The following is a 17,761-nucleotide window of genomic DNA, read 5'->3' as shown; positions in this document are numbered from 1 at the left end:
TGTGTCTGTGCATCCCAGCGGGCATCGCACCCATCGGCGCCCCACGGCATCGCCTTGCATGTTGTCGCGGCTGAAGCCGCTCCTACACGTCAGGCCCAGCCATCCATGGCCGGGCATTCGGCGCAACGCGCGCCAGTGGCGCTCGATGTTCCGCTTCACCGCTGCCATCCATGGCGTGACAATCCCACACCAGATCGTCCGGCCTGGCCATCCATGGCCAGGCGTTCGCGAACGCGCGCGCCAGTGGCGCGCAAGCGTTGCGCCTCACCCCTTCACGCTGCCGAGCAGCAGGCCCTGGATGTAGTAGCGCTGCAGCGCCAGGAACAGCGCCAGCACCGGGACCACCGTGACCACCGCGCCGGCCATCATCATCTCCACGTCCATGATGTGCTCGCGCGACAGCGCCGCCAGCGCCACCGGCAAGGTGTAGTGCTCCTGGTCGGTCAGCACGATCAGCGGCCACATGAAGTCGTTCCACGCCGCCATGAAGGTGAAGATGGTCAGCGTCACCAGCACCGGCTTGAGCATCGGCAGCACGATCTGGAAGAAGATCCGCAGCTCGCCGGCACCGTCGATACGGGCGGCCTCCAGCAGCTCGTCCGGGATCGAGCGCGCGTACTGGCGCACCAGGAAGATGCCGAACACCGTCGCCAGCGCCGGCACGACCACGCCGCCGAAGTTGTTGACCAGGTGCAGCTGCTTCATCAGCAGGAACAGCGGCAGCATCGCCACCTGCGCCGGAATCACCAGCGCCGCCAGCAGGATCTGGAAGATCCGTTCCTTGCCGACGAAGCGCAGCTTGGCGAAGGCATAGCCGGCCATGGTGTTGATCAGCAGCGAACCGAAGGTGATCGCACACGACACCAGCAGGCTGTTGGCGAAGTTGCGGGCCATGCCGGTGCGCGAGAACAGCTCGCCGTAGTTGGCCAGGGTGGCGCCGGTGGGCAGCATCGGCGGCGGGAAGCGGCTGGCCTGCCCCGCCGGCATGAACGACACCGACACCATCCACAACAGCGGCGCCAGGCTGATCAGGGCGAGCAGCAGCAGCCCGCCGTTGACCAGCAGCGTGTTCCAGCGCGAGGCGCCGATCTCCCGGCTCATACCAGGTCCCTCTTGCGGCCGAAGCGCAGCATCACCGTCGTCACTCCCAGGATGATCAGGAACAGCAGGAACGCCACCGCCGACGCGCGGCCGAGGTTCCACCACTTGAAGCCTTCCTCGAACATGTAATACAGCACGCTGACCGTGCTCTGCAGGGGATCGCCGCGGGTCATCACGTAGGGTTCGGCGAACAGCTGGAAGTAGCCGGACACGGTGATCACCCCGACCACCAGCAGCACCGGCCCCAGCATCGGCAGGGTGATGTGCAGGAACTGCCGCCACTTCGAGGCGCCGTCGATGCGCGCGGCCTCGTACAGGTCCTGCGGGATCGCCTGCAGGCCGGCGAGGAAGATCACCATGTTGTAGCCGAAGTTCTTCCACACCGCGAACAGCATGATGGTCGGCATCGCCCAGTGCGGGTCGCCGAGCCAGTCGATCGGGCCGATGCCCAGATGCGCCAGGCCGTAGTTGACCAGGCCGTAGCTGGTGTGGAACAGGTAGCGCCAGATCACCGCCACCGCCACCAGCGTGGTCACCACCGGCGCGAACAGCGCGGTGCGGAACAGCGCCTTGAAGCGCGCCACCGGCGCGTTCAGCAGCAGCGCCGCGCCCAGCGAGGCGCCGATGGACAGCGGCACGCCGACGATCACGAAGTACGTGGTGTTCCACAGCGACTTCCAGAACATCGGCGTCTGCAGCAACTCGATGTAGTTGCCGAAGCCGACGAAGCGCAGATTGTGGCGGTCGGCCAGCGAGTACAGGTCGAAGTCGGTGACGCTCAGCGCCAGCGCCGACAGCACCGGCAGGCCGAAGAACACGCCGATCACGATCAGCGCCGGGCCGGCGAACAGCCAGCCGATCAGGGAACCGCGCTTCATGGCGCCGCTCCCGCGGCCGGCGCCGCCGTGCCTTCGCGGTGCTGCTGGTGGATCCACCGGCGTTTCTCCAGGATCTCGTCGACCCGCTTGTCCAGTTCCCGCATCGCCTTCTCCTGCGGCTCGCCGCCGCGCACCACGCGCTCGGTGGCCAGCCGCATCTCCTGCACGATGCGCTCCCACTCCAGCACCTTCGGTGCCGGCTTGACCCGTTCCAGCTGATCGCGGAACGCATGCGCCAGCGGATCCTCGGCCAGCGACGGATACGCCCAGGTGCTGCGCCGCGGCGGCATGTCGCCGATCAGCGCGTGGAAGCGCGCCTGGATCTGCGGCCGCGACAGGAACTCGATCAGCTTCCAGGCCGCGTCCTTGTGCTCGGACTTGCGGAAGATCACCAGGCTGGTGCCGCCGGCGATGCCGGCGCCGGGGCCGTCCGGGCCCGGCAGCGGCATGGTGCCCCACTGGTCCTTGAGCGCAGCCGGCTGCACCTTGCGGAACTCGCGGATGTTCCAAGGGCCGGAGATGTAGAACGCGTAGAAACCGTTGAAGAACTCGTCCCAGACGTTGGAGATCTGCGTCTCCGACATCTTCGGCGCCCAGCCCTGGTCGAACATGTTGGCGTAGAACGCCAGCGCCTTGCGGAAGCCGGGGCTTTCGAAGTTGCCGTAGTTGTTGTGGTCGCGCAGCAGCGGATCGGGCAGTTGCAGGCCCAGCGACAGTTGCTGCTCGAACTCGTTGAGCGGCATCAGGATGGCGTAGCGCTTCGGCCCGACATGCTTCTTCACCGCCGCCATCGCCTGCTCCCACTCGGCCCAGGTCTGCGGCAGCTTGGTCACCCCGGCGTCGCGCAGCATGTCCTTGCGATAGAACAGCAGGCGCGTGTCCACGTACCAGGGGATGCCGTAGAGCTGGCCATCGATGACGCTGGTGTCCCAGATGCCGGGGAAGTAGTCCTTCGGGTCGACCACCTTGGAGCGCTCGACATAGGGCTGCAGCGGCTGCAGCGTGCCCAGTTCGGCGAATTCCGGGATCCAGGTGTTGCCCAGCTGGCACACGTCCGGCAGGCCGTCGGCGGCGAAGGCGGTCAGCAGCTTCTCGTGCGCGGCGGTCCACGGGATGTTCTGGATGTCCACGTGGATGCCGGGATTCTCCTTCTCGAACTCCGGGATCAGCTCGGCCACCACCTCGGCCTCGCGGCCCATCGCCCAGAACCGCACCACCTCGCCCTGCGGCGCGCGCGCGCACCCGCACACGGCCACCATCAGCAAGCCCAGCGACACCCAACGACCGATCATGCGTGCTGCGCTCATTCGGGCTTCTGCGGCTGGCGCTGGTCGGGGTTCTGTTGCGCCTGCGCGGCGGCGGCGCGCGATTCGGCGATGCCGATCGCCCGCGCCGCGGCGGCCTGCTCGTCCTTCTTCGGCACCGGCTGCGCCTCGCCCTCCGGAGTCAGCCAGCCGCCGCTGAAGCCGGCGCGCTCCAGTCCGGTGCGGATGTACTTGTTCTTCTTCATCACGTTCCAGACGAACTCGTTGCGGTAGTTGGCGATCATGGTCAGGATCGGGCCCTGGTCGATGCCGATGTAGTCGCTGGAGACCCAGCCGCGTCCGGGCACGACGCGCCCGGTCTTGAGCGGGATATCGTAGTTGAAGCTGGGGTTGAACGAATCCAGGAAGCCGTAGCTGGAGTAGATGAAGTCGCCGTAGCGCTTGTGCATCTCCTCGGTGGCCGGAATCACCACTTCCGGCGCGAACACCAGCGAGGCCACCGCCGCGGTCGGCGCGATGGTGCCGTCGTCGAAGTTCTCGCGCAGGCCGGCGCCGCGCGAGGAATAGTGGCGGAACTGGCGTTGTTCGCCGCGATACTCCTGCTCGGTGTTCTGCGGCCCGTCGCTGGCGGTCAGGCCCCACACGTTCTCGCCGTAGTCCTTCCACTTCATCGGATTGGCGATGGCGTACTCGCGCTGCGCCAGCACCGCGCGGCGGCTGTTGAGGAAGTAGTCGATGCCGCGCTCGCGCATGTACTGGTCCTGGATGTCGCGGAAGTCGATCCAGACATGGCTGTACTGATGCGCGAACATCGGCCCGAACGACAGGTATTCCTGGCCGTAGTACACGCCCCAGTCGTTGTTGTAGGTGCGGGTCCACACCGTCCACGCATCCGGGCTCACCGCATGGGTGGGCGATCCCAAGGCCAGCACGTACAGCATCATCGCTTCGTTGTAGCCCATCCAGTCGTGGCTGATGAAGCCGCTTTCGGGGAACCAGCCCATCGAGATCAGCGGATCGCGCTGCTGCAGCCAGGTCCAGTCCACGCGCCGGTACAGCGTGTCGGCGATCTCGCGAATCTCCTTCTCGCGCGGGTCGTCGCCGTCGTAGTACGACTGCGCGAACAGCACGCCCATCATCAGCAGCGCGGTATCCACGCTCGACAGCTCCACCCAGCTGTCGTAACGGTGGCCGTTCTGCATGTCCAGGAAGTGGTAATAGAAGCCCTTGTAGCCGGCCTTGCCGGTGCGCTGCGGGCCGACCGGCGCATCGCGGAAGAACTTCAGCGTGGTCAGGGTGCGATCCACCGCCTGGGTCCGGCTGATCCAGCCGTTCTCGATGCCGATGGGATACGCCGTCAGCGAGAAGCCCACCGACGCGATGCTGGCGAACGGACGCGACGGGAAGCGGTCGGGGGTCAGGCCATTGGTGTCGTTGGTGGTATCCCAGAAGAACTGGAAAGTGCGCCGCTCGATGTCGCTGAACAGTTGCGGCAGCTCGGGCTTCAGCGGTTTGGGCGGCAGTTCCGCCTCGACCAGGATCACCTGCACCGGCTTCTTCTCCACCGCCTTCGGCTCCTCGACCTTCTTACACGCCGTCAGCAGCACCCCTGCTGCCATCACCATCAACGAAAACCTGATGAACCTGCGCTGCTTCTTCATCGTGCCCCCCGTGAAATCGTTTACATGCACGCAAAAAATACCCCACTTCCGCATCGCCGCGGCCCCCGGTGCACGGGAGCCGCGGCGACCTTGTTTACCAGTTCAAGCCGAACGACAGCTTGAACGTCCGCATCGGCGAGGCGAGCACGCCGTTCGGCGTACCGAACGCCGTATTCAGATCGGCGTACGTTCCGGTTGCGGTGTTGTAGTCCGCGTAGTTGGTCCAGTTGAACAGATTGATGACATCGGCGCGCACGTTGAACTTGATGCCCGACCCGGTATCCCATTCCTTGTTCGCCGCCAGGCTGAATTCCTTGTAGCCCAGCGTGGCGTCCGGCTTGTACTGAATGATATAGCACTGGTCGTTGCCCGCCAGGCAGTTGGTGCCGTAGCGCGGGGTCTGGCTGGCCAGCGACAGCTTGGCCGACAGGGTGACGTCGTACGGCAGATCGTAGATGCCGGTGACCACCAGGCGGTTCTTCGGGATGCCGCCGGCCTCACGCCAGCCGTAGCCGGCCATCGACGGCTGGTCCAGCGCATAGTGCTCGCCGTACTGGCGGTTTTCCTTCGCGTCGGAGAAGGTGTAGGCCACGGTCAGGCCCCAGCCGGACTCCTTGTCGTAGGGCTTGTCCAGCTTCAGCGCCAGCTGGTTGTTGCGCGTCTTCAGGCCGTTGGTGCCGAGCACGATCGCGCTGTAGCCATTGGGCGAGTCGGTGGGCACACCGGAGGTGGTGCCGGGCAGGAAGAACGAACCGTCGGCACGGCGGTTGCCGCGCAGGAACACGAAGCCGTCCTCGCTGACGATGCGGCTCAGGGTCACGTCCGTGTACCAGTCGTTGCCCCAGAAATGCAGCATGTTGCGCATGCCCAGGCTGAACTGGTCGGAGTACGGCACCTTGATGTTGTTGTCGATCAGGTACACCTCGCGGCCGCCGCCGGTGCCGGCGATGGTGGAGGCCGCCAGCCCGTTCAGGCCGGCCTGGGTCGCATAGCTCGGGTCCCATGCCACGCACGGCTGGCCGAGGCACGGCGTGTTGGCGCTGCTGAAGTAGTAGCTGTAGGAGCGGAAGTTGTTGTTGAGCTGCTCCAGCGCCAGGTAGTCGAACAGGTTGCGGTCGTACGCACGGCCGGCACCGCCGTAGATCACGTGCGCCTGGTCGCCGAACAGGTCGTAGGAGAAGCCCAGGCGCGGCTGCCAGGCATCCTTGAACGCCTTGCGGTTGTTGCCGGTGCTGATGTAGTTGGCGATGTCGTAGTTGGCGTTGTCCAGATTGCGCCAGTTCAGCAGCGCGCTGGCGACGTCGGCCGGGGTGACGAAGTCGAGGAACGACGGGGTCTTCTCGTAGTCGTAGCGCACGCCCAGGTTCAGGGTCAGGTGCTCGTTGACCTCCCAGTCGTCCTGCAGGTAGATGCCGTACTGCTTGTTCTGCGACTGCACCGAACCGCCGTCGCCGGTGTCGCCGAAGCGCACCCGGTACGGGGTGCCGACATCGCTGAGGATGTTGTAGTAGTACTGCGGATTGGCCGGATTGATCTGGGTCGAATCGAGCTGGATGTCCTTGTACTTCAGACCCATCTTGATGGTGTGGCTGCCGTGCCAGTCGAGGCTGTTGAGGGTCAGGTCGTCCTGCAGGGTCCAGCCCTTCTGGCCCTTGTTCTGGAAGCTGCTGCCGGCGCCGGCGCTGAGGATGGTGGTCTCGTTGCCGGCCTGCGGCACATAGGACAGCACGTAGCCGCTGCCGTCGGTGAGCGGGGTCTGGGTCCAGAACGCGCTCTCGTAGCTCAGGTTCAGATCGTTGAGGAAGGCCTCGCCGCTGTACTGCCAGCGCAGGTTGGCGCGCTTTTCCTTCTGCCCGTTGCTGCTGCCGTGCTGGTAGGTGGTGGTGTTGCCGATGTCCGACAGCTCGTCTTCCTTGCGGTACTTGCCGGTCAGCTCGAACAGGTTGTTGTCGCCCAGGGTCCAGTCGATCTTGCCGAAGTACAGGTCTTCCTTGAACGGGGTGCTGTAGGTGGCGACCAGCGGCTGCAGTTGCGCAGGCAACTGGTCGACGCGGTCGGCGTAGATGCCGCCCGGGATCACCGTGTTCGGCGTGGTGTATTCCTTGGCCTCGTAGGCCACGAAGAAGTGCGCGCGGTCCTTGAGGATCGGGCCGCTGAAGGTGGCGCCGTACTGGGTCTCGGAGAAGTCGTCGCGCTGGCCGGCCTTGCGCTCCAGCGGGCTTTCGGCACGCCAGTCGTCGTTGGTCGTATCCCAGAAGAAGCTGCCGTGGAAATCGTTGGTGCCGGACTTGGTCGAGGCGACGATCGCCGCACTGCTGACCTGGTCGAACTCGGCCTTGTAGTTGGAGGTGATGACCTTGTACTCGCCGATCGCCGACTGCGGGAACGGGTTGCCGCGGCTGGAATCCTGGCCGCTGACGCCGCCGGTCAGCACGTAGTTCTTCTGGCTGATGCCGTCGATGTAGACGTTGGTGCCGTTGGCCGAGGTCGCGCCGGAGCGCACCGTGGTGTTGCCCTTGGCGTCGCGCTGGAACTGCACGCTCGGCACGCTGTCGGCGAGTTCAAGGAAGTTGCGCGTGGCCTGCGGCAGCTTCTCGATCTGCGCGTTGGAAATGTAGGTGGCGTTCTCCGAGGTACGGGTTTCCACCAGCACCGGCGGCGCCTGCACCTGCACCGCGTCGAGCGTGGTCGCGCCCTGCCCGTTGGCGGTGGCCGCTTCGCCGCCCACGCCCAGATCCAGGGTGGCGGTCTGGCCGACCTGCACGGTGACGTTCTGCGAGGTGGTCTTGCCGTCGGCGGTGACGTCGATGCGGTAGGAACCCGGCGGCAGACCGCCGACCGAATAGGTGCCGTTGCTGGTCTGCACGCTGCGGCTCAGACCGGTGGCCAGGTTGGTGGCGGTGACCTGCGCGGACGCGGCCGGCGCCGAATCGACCTTGACCTGGCCGCGGATGGTGGCACCGGTGCTTTGCGCGAATGCCGGCGCGGCGCCCAGCAGCAGACAACTGGCGAGGGCGCAGCTCAACAGCTTGCGCGTGGGCCGGGCGGAGTGCGGGGTGTGTTGCATGTGGGGTTTTCCCTCCAGGAAGACGTGATGCTCGTTATGGGTGGTGCGTGGTGCTTCGATGGAACGAAGTGGAACAAGCGATGCGGCGCAGAAAAGTGCGTCGCATCAGGAACGGGCCGTGCTGGAATCGCGCACGACCAACGTAGGAACCAGGGTCTGCCGCTGCCGGTCGTCCGCGTCGGGCCGATCGATCAATTGCAGGAGGCGGTGCATCGCCTGCTCACCAAGCCCGGCGATGCTGACGCGCATGGTGGTGAGGGATGGGTGAACGAAACGCGCCAGCGGAATGTCGTCGAAGCCGGCCAACGCGATGTCGTTGGGCACGCGCACGCCGCTCTGGGTGAAGGCGTAGAGGCAGCCGAGCGCGGTCATGTCGTTGGCGGCGAACACCGCATCGGGCAGCGTGCCGGCCTGCAGCATCGCCTGTCCGGCGCGATAGCCGGAGGCTTCGTCGAAGTCGCCCGGGAACTCCTGGCCATGCGCTTCGCCTGAATGGCGTGCCACGGCGTCGCGGAAGCCGCGCAGGCGTTCGCGCGCGTCGAAGTTCAGTTCCGGACCGCCGATGAAGGCGATGCGGCGATGCCCCATCGCCAATAGGTGCTCGGTCATCGCCACCGCGCCGGCGTGGTCGTCGATGCTCAGCACCGGATATTCGGTGCCCGGCAGGTGGGTGTTGATCAACACCGTCGGCAACGCCTGCGGCAGGTTGTCGGTGAGAAAGCCCGGGCGCTCGGCATACGGCGACAGCACCAGCAGGCCGTCGACGCGGCCGCGCATCGCCCGCAGCGCCCGCCCCTGCTCTTCCGGGTCGCCGTGGTAGCTGGACACCAGCAGGTGCTGGCGGCGCGCGCGGGCGGCACCGTCGATGCCGCGGATCAGTTCGGAGAAGAATTCGCCGTACAGGTCGGGCAGCACCACGCCCAGGGTCTGGGTACGGCGGCTGCTGAGGCTGCGCGCGGCCGCATGCGGGCTGTAGCGCAGGCGCTCGGCCACTTCCAGCACCAGGGTCCGCACCGGTGCGGCCACGTTCTCGTGGCCATTGAGCGCACGCGACACGGTGGCCACGGAAACCCGGGCCTCGCGTGCGACGTCTTTGATGGTAACCGCGCTCTTCGCCATCGTGCCGCCCTCCGCGGCAGAGACCTTGAGAAACTGGCGCGGACTGTAATCGTTTTCAGCGCGAGGCAGAAGCCCTTTGTTATTTTTACAATAAACGCCTTATTTTTCAGTAACTTGAATAATGAGAAACCGGTCGGAATCGTGCCGCAATGCAGCATAATCCAGGTGCAGATTCCGCTTTTTCCCGGGGTGCACACCCCTGTTTGGACCGGTAGCAGCCGTCGCCGGCGGGTGTCAGCCGCCCGTGCCCGGCACCTCGACGCGGATCGACAGCGCATGGATATCGGTCTGCATCATCTCGCCCAGCGCCGCGTAGACGGCGCGGTGTCGGGCCAGCGGCGCCATGCCGGCGAAGGCCGCACTGACCACCCGTACATTGAAATGCCCGCGGCCGTCGCGCGCGCCGGCGTGGCCGGCATGGCGATGGCTGTCGTCCTCCACCTCCAGCGCCTGCGGCGCGAACGCCGCCTCCAGCGCGGCGCGGATCCGCGCCACCCGCTCGGCGCCGACCTGGCTCATGGCAGCACCTTGCGGAACGGCCGCACCTCGACCCGGGCGTAGACGCCGGCATCGACATACGGATCGGCCTCGGCCCAGGCCCGCGCCTCGGCCAGCGAGTCGAACGCGGCCACCACCAGGCTGCCGCTGAAGCCGGCCGGACCCGGATCCTCGGCGTCGATCGCCGGGCACGGCCCGGCCAACAACAGCCGCCCGGCTTCCTGCAATGCGGTCAGCCGCTGCAGATGCGCCGGCCGCGCCGCCGCCCGCCGCGGCAGCGCATCGGCCACGTCGTACCCCTCGATCACGTACCACATCGCGTCTCCGCCCTCGTTGCCTATCCAAAGACCTGTCATTGTAGAACCTGCCCTGGCACGGCGGCGCTGGACACCGACCCCGCCGGCGCATTACCCTTGGTCGTATTGCACGCGGCCGGATGCAGCGGCCCGTCGGTGATCGGCGACCCCAAGCCCCTTCCGACGACCGATTCGCTGCCTGACACCGCCCGCGCAGACGTCCTCCTCTGCAGTTCCCGCCGCCACGACACGCGTGGCGTGCGTCGTGTGTCTTGTTGAAGTACCGAGCGCGTTGCGGGGACGACGCGCCATTGAACCGCAGCACTGCCGGCAAGGAGCCGCGCCGGGTCGCGCCTGCCCGGCCCTTCGCTACCGCAACACCGATGTCCAACCGATGACTTCCGAACTCGCGCTCGACGCGAACCCGCCAACCCAGACGACCCCGCCACAGCAGCAGGAAATGCCGCTGGCGGTCGTGCATGGGCAGCCGGTCCTGCAGATCCCGCAGGATCTGTACATCCCGCCGGATGCGCTGGAAGTGATCCTGGACGCGTTCGAAGGCCCGCTGGACCTGCTGCTGTACCTGATCCGCCGGCAGAACCTGGACATCCTGGACATCCCCGTCGCCGAGATCACCCGGCAGTACGTGGACTACATCAACGTGATGCAGGAGCTGCGCTTCGAACTGGCGGCCGAATACCTGGTGATGGCCGCGATCCTGGCCGAGATCAAGTCGCGGATGCTGCTGCCGCGGCCGCCGGCCGAGGACGGCGAGGAAACGGACCCGCGCGCCGAACTGGTCCGCCGCTTGCAGGAGTACGAACGCTTCAAGCAGGCGGCCGAGGACATCGACGCGCTGCCGCGGCAGGACCGCGACACCACCCCGGTGCACGCCCATGTGCCGGACCGTGCCGCGGTCAAGCTGCCGCCGCCGGTGGAGTTGAAGGAAATGCTGCTGGCGCTGTACGACGTGCTCAAGCGCGCCGAACTGTTCAGCGGCCACGCCATCAAGCGCGAGGCGCTGAGCGTGCGCCAGCGCATGGGCGATGTGCTGGGCCGTCTGGACGACGGCAAGTTCCACCGTTTCGAATCGCTGTTCAGTGCCGAGGAAGGCAAGCTGGGCGTGCTGGTCACCTTCCTGGCGCTGCTGGAACTGGCCAAGGAGCAGTTGCTGGACATCGTCCAGGAACCGCTGGCGCACGTCCCCGCCGAGGCCGCCGAGCGGCCGCCGATGCCGCCGATCTACGTCAAGTCGCTGGCACTGGGCAACACCAACGCGCCGCTGCAGTTCAACAGCGAGTTCGACGACAGCGACGCCGCCGACGCCACCACCTGAGCCACCGAGAACCCGCCCCCGCATGGATCAAGCGCTGATCAACCGCATCGTCGAGGCCGCCCTGCTCGCCGCCAACCAGCCGTTGCCGCTGGCGCAGTTGCACGGCCTGTTCCCGGAGGAGGAACCCGCGCCGCCAGGCAGCATCGAGCGCGCGCTGGAACTGCTGCGCGAGGCCTGCGAGGGCCGCGGTGTGGAACTGGTCGAAGTCGCCTCCGGGTTCCGCTACCAGGTGCGCAGCGACGTGCACGCCTGGGTGGCGCGGCTGTGGACCGAGCGCAAGACCCGCTACACCCGCGCCACGCTGGAGACCCTGGCGCTGATCGCCTACCGGCAGCCGATCACCCGCGGCGAGATCGAGCAGGTGCGTGGCGTGGCGGTCAGCAGCAACATCATCCAGGCGCTGGAAGAGCGCGAGTGGATCCGCGTGGTCGGGCACCGCGACGTGCCGGGCAAGCCGGCGCTGTTCGGCACCACCAAGACCTTCCTGGATTATTTCGGGCTCAAGCGCCTGGACGAACTGCCGCCGCTGTCCGAACTCAAGGACATCGGCGAACTGGAGCCGCAGTTGCCGCTGGACCGCGACGCGCTGCCGGTCGGCGACATGGCCCAGGCCGACGCCGCGCCGGGCGACGCGGCCGATCAGGGCAACCAGGGCGACACCACGGCGCAGGCCGCAGCCGCCGGCGAACCCGCCGAGCCTGCCGCGACGGCGCAGGCAGACGCGGCCGATGCCGACGCTGCCGCCGACGCAGAAGCACGCGACACCGCAGCACCGCACACCCCCGCGACCGACGACGCCCACGCGCCGGCGGCCACGGATTCCACGACCGCCCCGACGGGCGAACCCGAAGCCGCGCCGGGAAAGCGCGCGGCGGATGCGAACGAAGCCGAAGACAACGCCGTCGCGACGACGACCGTGGCTGTTGACGATGCCGATTCCGAACCACAGGCCGACGCGCAACGCGCCGGCCGGAGCCAAGTAAATGAGTGACACCTCCCGCAAGCTGTCGTTGAACAAGCTCTCGCTCAAGCGCGACGCCGCTGCCGCCGAGCAGCCGAAACTGGAAGAACGCCTGCACAAGGTCCTGGCCCAGGCCGGGCTGGGCTCGCGCCGGGCGCTGGAACAGCGCATCGCCGACGGCCTGGTCAAGGTCAACGGCGAGGTCGCGCAGACCGGCATGTCGATCCGCAGCGGCGACAAGATCGAGCTGGACGGCCGCAGCTTCGTCGCCAGCGCGCTGACCGAGCCCTCGCGCGTGCTGATCTACAACAAGCCCGAAGGCGAAGTGACCACGCGCGAAGATCCCGAAGGCCGCCCGACCATCTTCGAGGCGCTGCCGGCGCTGAAGGGCGCGCGCTGGATCGCGATCGGCCGCCTGGACATCAACACCACCGGCCTGCTGCTGCTCACCACCGACGGCGAGCTGGCCAACGCGATGATGCACCCCTCCTACGAGATCGAGCGCGAGTACGTGGTGCGCGTGCGCGCCCCGGAAGGCGAAGAGACCGTGCCCGACAGCATGATCGAGCGGCTCTCGCGCGGCGTGCTGCTGGAGGACGGCGGCGCCAAGTTCGACGAGATCGAACGCATCGGCGGCACCGACTCGCACGACTGGTTCCGGGTGGTGGTCAAGGAAGGCCGCAACCGTGAAGTGCGGCGCCTGTGGGAATCGCAGGGCTGCCAGGTCAGCCGGCTCAAGCGCACCCGCTACGGCAAGATCGCGCTGCCGCGCGAACTGCTGCGCGGGCACTCGATGGAACTGGCGCAGGACAAGGTCGAGGCGCTGCGCGCCGAGCTGAAGCTGGAGGAAGGCACCCCGTCGGCGCTGACCCTGCAGCCGGTGATCGGCCAGCGCAAGGCGGCCAAGGCCACCGTGCAGGTCGGCCGCGGCGGCAATGCCTACGTCAACGGCCACAACACCGCCGACGAAGGCCGCGAGCTGCGCCGCTTCGACACCTTCCGCGAGGACCGCGGCCGCGGCCGCGGCGGCAAGAAGCCGCACGGCGGCCTGACCGTGAGCGGCGAAATGGCCGCCAAGCAATCGCAGAAGCCGTTCAAGCAGCGCACGCCGAAGGGCCCCAAGCCGCTGCCGGACGGCAACCCGGCCGCGTTCCGCACCTGGTACGTGCCCGATGGCGTCAGCACCGGGCCGACCGGCCACCGCAATGCCGGTCCCGGCGGTCGTGGCCAGGGTCAGGGCCAGGGGCGTCCCTACGCCAAGCCGCGTCCGGCCGGTGCCGGCGCTGGTGCGGGCGCCGGCCAGGGCCGCGGTCCGGGCCAGGGCCAGCAGCGCAAGGCGCACCCCTACGGGCATCCGGGCAACGCGCCGAGCTTCCCGTCCGACCACGCCACCCCCGGCTTCAACCCCTACGGCGCCGCGCCGCGCGCAGCGCGCCCGGCCGGCGGCCAGAAGCGCGGCCCGGGTCCGGGCGGACGTCCTGGCGGCGGCAACCGCCCGGCCGGTGGACGTCCTCCGGGTGGTGGCGGCCGTCCCGGCGGCGGCGGCAACCGCGGTCCGCGCGGCGGCTGAGGACGACGCCGGCGCCGTGCGCGCCGGCCCGCTCCGCACCCGACAGGGCGCCTGCGCAAGCGGCGCCCTGTTTTTTATGGGGACGCTATCGACCACGGGGACGCGCGCGCCGTCAGGCCGCGGCAGCCCCCTCACTCTGGCGATGCGACGGCCCGCAGCGCGGCCGCCCCGCGTGCACTCACGCGCCGGCAGGCGCGTTCTCGCAGTCCGCAAACCCCGCCGGGATCTGCCTGGCGGTCCACTTGCCCTGAGACGCTGTCGAAACGAGCAACGCCGAGGTTGCGTCGTAGCTGGGGGCCTGTGTCGCGCCGGGCCTGGCCAATCCCGTGTCATGGAAGCACAGACGTACGGACGTGGCATCGGCCGACAGCACCTCGAAGCGCATCATCCAGCCCTTGTCGGCCTCGAGCAGGCGCGCGCCATGGGCGGTTTTGGTGACATCCACGAAACCATAGTCCGCGAACGTCGTCTTCCCCGGCAGTCGGCGGGGGCCGACCGAGTTGGGGAACGATGTGAGATCAAGCTGCTGGATGACCGCGTCGACGACGCCCGTCTGCTGCGATACGGCCGGAGACGACGCGCCGACGCCAAGCGCGAGAAGGCCAACAAGCATTCCGGAGGTCATGCGGACGATCTCGCGCGCGGAGGGAGGCGTGGATGATAAGCACCGGGGACGCCGGCGCCCAATGGAGATTGCCGCATGCGGTGGCCGCCGACCAGGCGGCACCCGACCGCGTCTCGCAGGCTCGAACGACAGGGACGTGGCGACATCAGCCCACCCGCCATCGCGCCGTTCGCCCTGCGCGGACGAAGCCGATATCCTGGCGCATCTGGCGGCCGCCGCGGGTGGCCGCCCTCACCGACCAGGAATTCCCGATGACACGGAAGATGAAGATCGCCCTGCCGCTGCTGATCGCCGGCGTACTGAGCCTCGGCGCCTGCCAGAAGGCGCAGCAGAAGGCCCAGGAAGAGATCGCCGCAGCGCAGAACCCCTACCCGGCCAGTTCGCCGCTGCACGCGCCGTTCGACCGCATGCTGCGCAAGCTGGCCAACGACCCGCGCTACGTGGCGTTGCTCAAGCAGAGCGGCCCGCAGGCGCAGCAGGCCGGCTTCCAACTGGCGCAGAACGGCATCGCGCGACTGGACCACGCCACGCTGGAACAGCGCCTGCAGATCCTGTCGCAGGTCAGCGACAAGGTCGACGTACCGCAGTGCGCCGTGCTGGCGCGCGGCGGCAACCCCAACGATGCGCAGGCGCTGAGCGCGGCGATGCTGTCGGGCCTGGAAAAGCTGCCGCAGGCGCAGATCGACCGCTGGTTCGACGTCTCGCTGAAGGCCACCGACGCGGAGTTGAACAAGACCCCGGCGCAGCCGGTGAGCCAGGAGCAGATCCAGGCGGCGATGGGCACCCTGGTCAAGTCGCTGCCCGCCGACCAGCAGCAGCGCCTGATGCGGGTGCTGCCGGAGATCGCCAAGGCCAGCGACGAGGACGCCTGCTGGACGGCGCGGACCCTGTACCGCCAGGCCCTGGCGACGCCCGAGCCGGTACGCGGCCAGTTGGCCTGGGTGTTCGCGCAGCAGTGATGGGCTTGCTGCACGGCGCAGCGGCCGCGCTGGCCGCTGCCTGTGCGGCAACACGTACATGCCGCGCAACCGAACGGCGACCGCGCTGCTATCTCTCGCCTGCCAGCTCCACACGAGCATGACCGCCTGGCCGCATCACGTTCGAGTACCAGGATGCGGGAAAACTGCGCGTACCTGCGGTCGCGCAATCGTCGTCCTGCAGCACGCGCGCCGCTCCCAGGTTCGCGCCCCGGCCCAGCAAGGTGCGCGGCAGCGCCAGCAACACGAACCGGCCGTCCTGCAGCACGGTCAGGGCCAGCCCGTAGCGTTCCAGGTTGCCGCTGGCACCGGGCAACTCCTCGGCCACGCGCAGGAACGGGCTGCGCATTGCCAGTTCCGCCTCGCTCAGCGTCCGCAGGTAGTAGCGACGGCCCTTTAGCCAATATCCGTTCCAGTGTGCATCCCAATACGGGCCTGCCACCGCCAACTGCTCACGGATGTCCGCGCGCAGACAGGCGATGTGCAGGTGCAACTGGTTCTGCGAAGGCAGCGTCTGCGCATCCACCACGACGGCCACCGCAGTATCCGGAACCGGCGCACCCAGCAAATCCGACAGCACGCCACGGGCCCGCCATGCCAGCCAGAAGTAGTTCGGCGTGTCCTGGCGCTGCAACGCGAGATTGGCGGCTCCGATGATGCGGCGGGTCGGCACCAGCCAGGCATGCGCTCGGCCGCGCTCGTCCTGCAGGAGAGCATAGCCCTGCGCAGGGTCCAGGGTCCGGCACGGCGCCGGCACCCCGGAGCCCCGCGCACTGACCTCGCAGCGCCGGTGGACGAGATGCCACAAGGCATTGGCATGATGGCGATATATCGCCAGTGCGGTCCCTAGCCACATCAAAGCGAGCGCCACGATGCCGAAGGCGCGATATCCGGATCTGCTCATCTACGACTTCTCTTCCACAGCCGCGTACGCAGCCGACAAAAAGAAACGCGTCCTCGGACGCGCTTGTGACCAGGAAAATGAAAGGAAGCGCCGGCCGACACAGAGGCGTCCGGCCGGCGCCAGCGGTGCTTGTTACCAGACCACACCCGCGCCGACGGCCACGCCGGCATCGCCGCGCGTGGTGGCGCTGGCGTTGACCTTGAACAGGTAGCGGCCGCTTCCGCTGATCGTGGAAACGCCGAACGCGATCGCCTGTTCGCCACGGAACGAGCTCAACGAGACGCCCGCCGCGCTCTGGTCCGGTTGATACGCCTGGGGCAGGCTGGCCATCGCCATCGCCGCGGCCACGCCGGCGCTGGCGCGCCGATCCACCTGATCCACGCGGGAGTCGGTGTAGGCGCGCGACCAGTCCTCTACGCTGTCCAAGCCATCCTGCAACTGTCCCAGGTTGACCGCATCGGTGCGTTCGGTGCCGGCGGCGACGTTGGTGATCTGGCGCTGATTGCTCGCCGAACCGACCGAGACGGTGTCGGCACGGTCGGCGACCGAGCCCTGCCCCATGGCAACACTGTTGGACTCCGTGGCAGTGGCGCCTTTGCCTACGGCAACGCTACCCGCACCTGATGCGACCGCATCCGCCCCCACCGCCGTCGCGTTCGTGCCACTGGCCGTGGTGTTGCTGCCCATCGCCGTGGTGCTGGCGCTCTTGGCCGACGCAGTAGGCCCAACCGCGACCGAGGTGCCGTCATTGCCCACGACGACCAACCCATCGTTCGTCGCCGATGAGGCGCTCGAACCGTTGCTGCCATTGCTGCCATCGCTGGCAGGGCTGACGCTGCCGCTGCCGCTTTTGCTGGGATTTCCGGAGATGCCGCCAATGGACTGCTCGAGCGTGGTCAGCGAACTCTGTAGCGTGGAGAGCGAATTGGAGTTGTCCTGCACCTTCTGATTCGTGGCATACAGCTGCGAACCGTTCACCGCATCGGTGCTGCTGGCGCTCAGACGGCCTGCGGCCACATTCTGAATCTGCCGCTCCGCCCCCACCGCGCCGACACTGAACGCACCGACCGGCGCGCTGCCGGCGAAGTTGTAGCTGGAGCCACCGAGCGTTGTGGAACTCACCGCCGTGGTCTCCACGGTACGAGTACCCGAGCCGATCGCCACGTCCTTCGCATTGCTGGCGACCGCATCGGGGCCGATCGCGACGCTGTCGGTGCCGGTCGCGACGCTATCGCTGCCCGTCGAATTGACCCGCAGGTACTTCACACCGTCGCCGCCCTGGATACCCTTGACTGCACCGTCGAGCTTGCTTAGCTCGGTGTTGGTGGCATACAGCTGCGAGCCGTTGACCGCATCGGTGCTGGTCTCGGACACGCGGCCGGCGGCCACGTTGGTCACCGTCCGCTCGTGGCCGGCGCTGCCCACGCTCACCGTGCTGCCCGGCGCGGCGCCGGCGTAGGTGTAGGCGGTGCCGTTGAGGGTCCCGCCGGTGGTCGCCACCGC

15 protein-coding genes are annotated in these 17,761 nt (G+C 67.8%); 4 read left to right on the top strand and 11 right to left on the bottom strand.

Annotation, left to right across the window (positions count from 1 at the left end):
- Positions 1–264: 264 nt before the first annotated feature.
- The 8 genes from SLW56_RS20345 to SLW56_RS20310 form a co-directional block, all read right to left on the bottom strand.
- Positions 265–1,101, bottom strand: coding sequence for a carbohydrate ABC transporter permease (locus tag SLW56_RS20345; protein ID WP_320695385.1), 837 nt, complete (start codon positions 1,099–1,101; stop codon positions 265–267).
- Positions 1,098–1,979, bottom strand: a complete 882-nt coding sequence (locus tag SLW56_RS20340; RefSeq protein ID WP_010342668.1) for a sugar ABC transporter permease — start codon at positions 1,977–1,979, stop codon at positions 1,098–1,100. Before SLW56_RS20340 ends, SLW56_RS20345 begins: the two co-directional genes overlap by 4 nt.
- Entirely contained in the window at positions 1,976–3,238 is a 1,263-nt protein-coding gene (locus SLW56_RS20335) for a sugar ABC transporter substrate-binding protein (protein ID WP_267103077.1), read from the bottom strand. The genes SLW56_RS20340 and SLW56_RS20335 overlap by 4 nt, the downstream gene beginning before the upstream one ends.
- Before the next feature lie 44 nt (positions 3,239–3,282).
- Positions 3,283–4,863, bottom strand: a complete 1,581-nt coding sequence (locus SLW56_RS20330) for a glucoamylase family protein (RefSeq protein ID WP_173003417.1) — start codon at positions 4,861–4,863, stop codon at positions 3,283–3,285.
- 136 nt (positions 4,864–4,999) lie between these two features.
- The gene (locus SLW56_RS20325; RefSeq protein ID WP_320695384.1) at positions 5,000–7,972 is read right to left on the bottom strand and encodes a TonB-dependent receptor; all 2,973 of its coding nucleotides are present in this window, start codon (positions 7,970–7,972) and stop codon (positions 5,000–5,002) included.
- A gap of 105 nt (positions 7,973–8,077) precedes the next feature.
- On the bottom strand, positions 8,078–9,091 hold the full coding sequence (locus tag SLW56_RS20320; protein ID WP_152182033.1) for a LacI family DNA-binding transcriptional regulator: 1,014 nt from the start codon (positions 9,089–9,091) through the stop codon (positions 8,078–8,080).
- A 234-nt stretch (positions 9,092–9,325) separates the two neighbouring features.
- A complete protein-coding gene (locus SLW56_RS20315) occupies positions 9,326–9,610 on the bottom strand; it encodes a BolA family protein (RefSeq protein WP_267123572.1) in 285 nt (94 codons plus the stop codon).
- The gene (locus tag SLW56_RS20310; RefSeq protein ID WP_017909689.1) at positions 9,607–9,906 is read right to left on the bottom strand and encodes a YciI family protein; all 300 of its coding nucleotides are present in this window, start codon (positions 9,904–9,906) and stop codon (positions 9,607–9,609) included. The genes SLW56_RS20315 and SLW56_RS20310 overlap by 4 nt, the downstream gene beginning before the upstream one ends.
- A gap of 373 nt (positions 9,907–10,279) precedes the next feature.
- Here SLW56_RS20310 and SLW56_RS20305 point away from each other — a divergent pair, with 373 nt between their 5' ends.
- The 3 genes from SLW56_RS20305 to SLW56_RS20295 are packed head-to-tail and all read left to right on the top strand — an operon-like array spanning position 10,280 to position 13,752.
- Positions 10,280–11,221: a ScpA family protein gene (locus SLW56_RS20305; protein WP_017909690.1), complete on the top strand. Its 942-nt coding sequence runs from the start codon at positions 10,280–10,282 to the stop codon at positions 11,219–11,221.
- A gap of 22 nt (positions 11,222–11,243) precedes the next feature.
- Positions 11,244–12,212 carry an SMC-Scp complex subunit ScpB gene (scpB, locus tag SLW56_RS20300; RefSeq protein ID WP_267093923.1) on the top strand — a complete coding sequence of 323 codons (969 nt, stop codon included), beginning with the start codon at positions 11,244–11,246 and terminating at the stop codon, positions 12,210–12,212.
- Entirely contained in the window at positions 12,205–13,752 is a 1,548-nt protein-coding gene (locus SLW56_RS20295; protein ID WP_267099383.1) for a pseudouridine synthase, read from the top strand. Before scpB ends, SLW56_RS20295 begins: the two co-directional genes overlap by 8 nt.
- A 178-nt stretch (positions 13,753–13,930) precedes the next feature.
- Here SLW56_RS20295 and SLW56_RS20290 read toward each other — a convergent pair whose 3' ends face one another.
- Positions 13,931–14,377 (bottom strand): pesticin immunity protein, encoded by a 447-nt coding sequence (locus SLW56_RS20290; protein WP_152237427.1) that lies wholly within the window; start codon positions 14,375–14,377, stop codon positions 13,931–13,933.
- A gap of 263 nt (positions 14,378–14,640) precedes the next feature.
- On the opposite strand from SLW56_RS20290, the gene SLW56_RS20285 reads away from it, so the two are divergent.
- Entirely contained in the window at positions 14,641–15,336 is a 696-nt protein-coding gene (locus SLW56_RS20285) for a hypothetical protein (RefSeq protein WP_043095602.1), read from the top strand.
- Positions 15,337–15,424: 88 nt separating this feature from the next.
- Here the strand turns inward: SLW56_RS20285 and SLW56_RS20280 are convergent, their stop codons facing one another.
- Complete coding sequence (locus SLW56_RS20280) at positions 15,425–16,258, bottom strand: CDP-diacylglycerol diphosphatase (protein ID WP_226978622.1); 834 nt, start codon at positions 16,256–16,258, stop codon at positions 15,425–15,427.
- A gap of 132 nt (positions 16,259–16,390) precedes the next feature.
- Positions 16,391–17,761, bottom strand: a 1,371-nt coding sequence (locus SLW56_RS20275) for a YadA-like family protein (protein WP_320695383.1), incomplete at its 5' end; no start/stop codon positions are given.

Source organism: Xanthomonas sp. LF07-6 (assembly GCF_034105445.1).
In the GTDB taxonomy this organism is placed as follows: Bacteria; Pseudomonadota; Gammaproteobacteria; order Xanthomonadales; family Xanthomonadaceae; genus Xanthomonas_A; species Xanthomonas_A sontii.
This window is presented reverse-complemented; position numbering and strand designations above follow the sequence as displayed.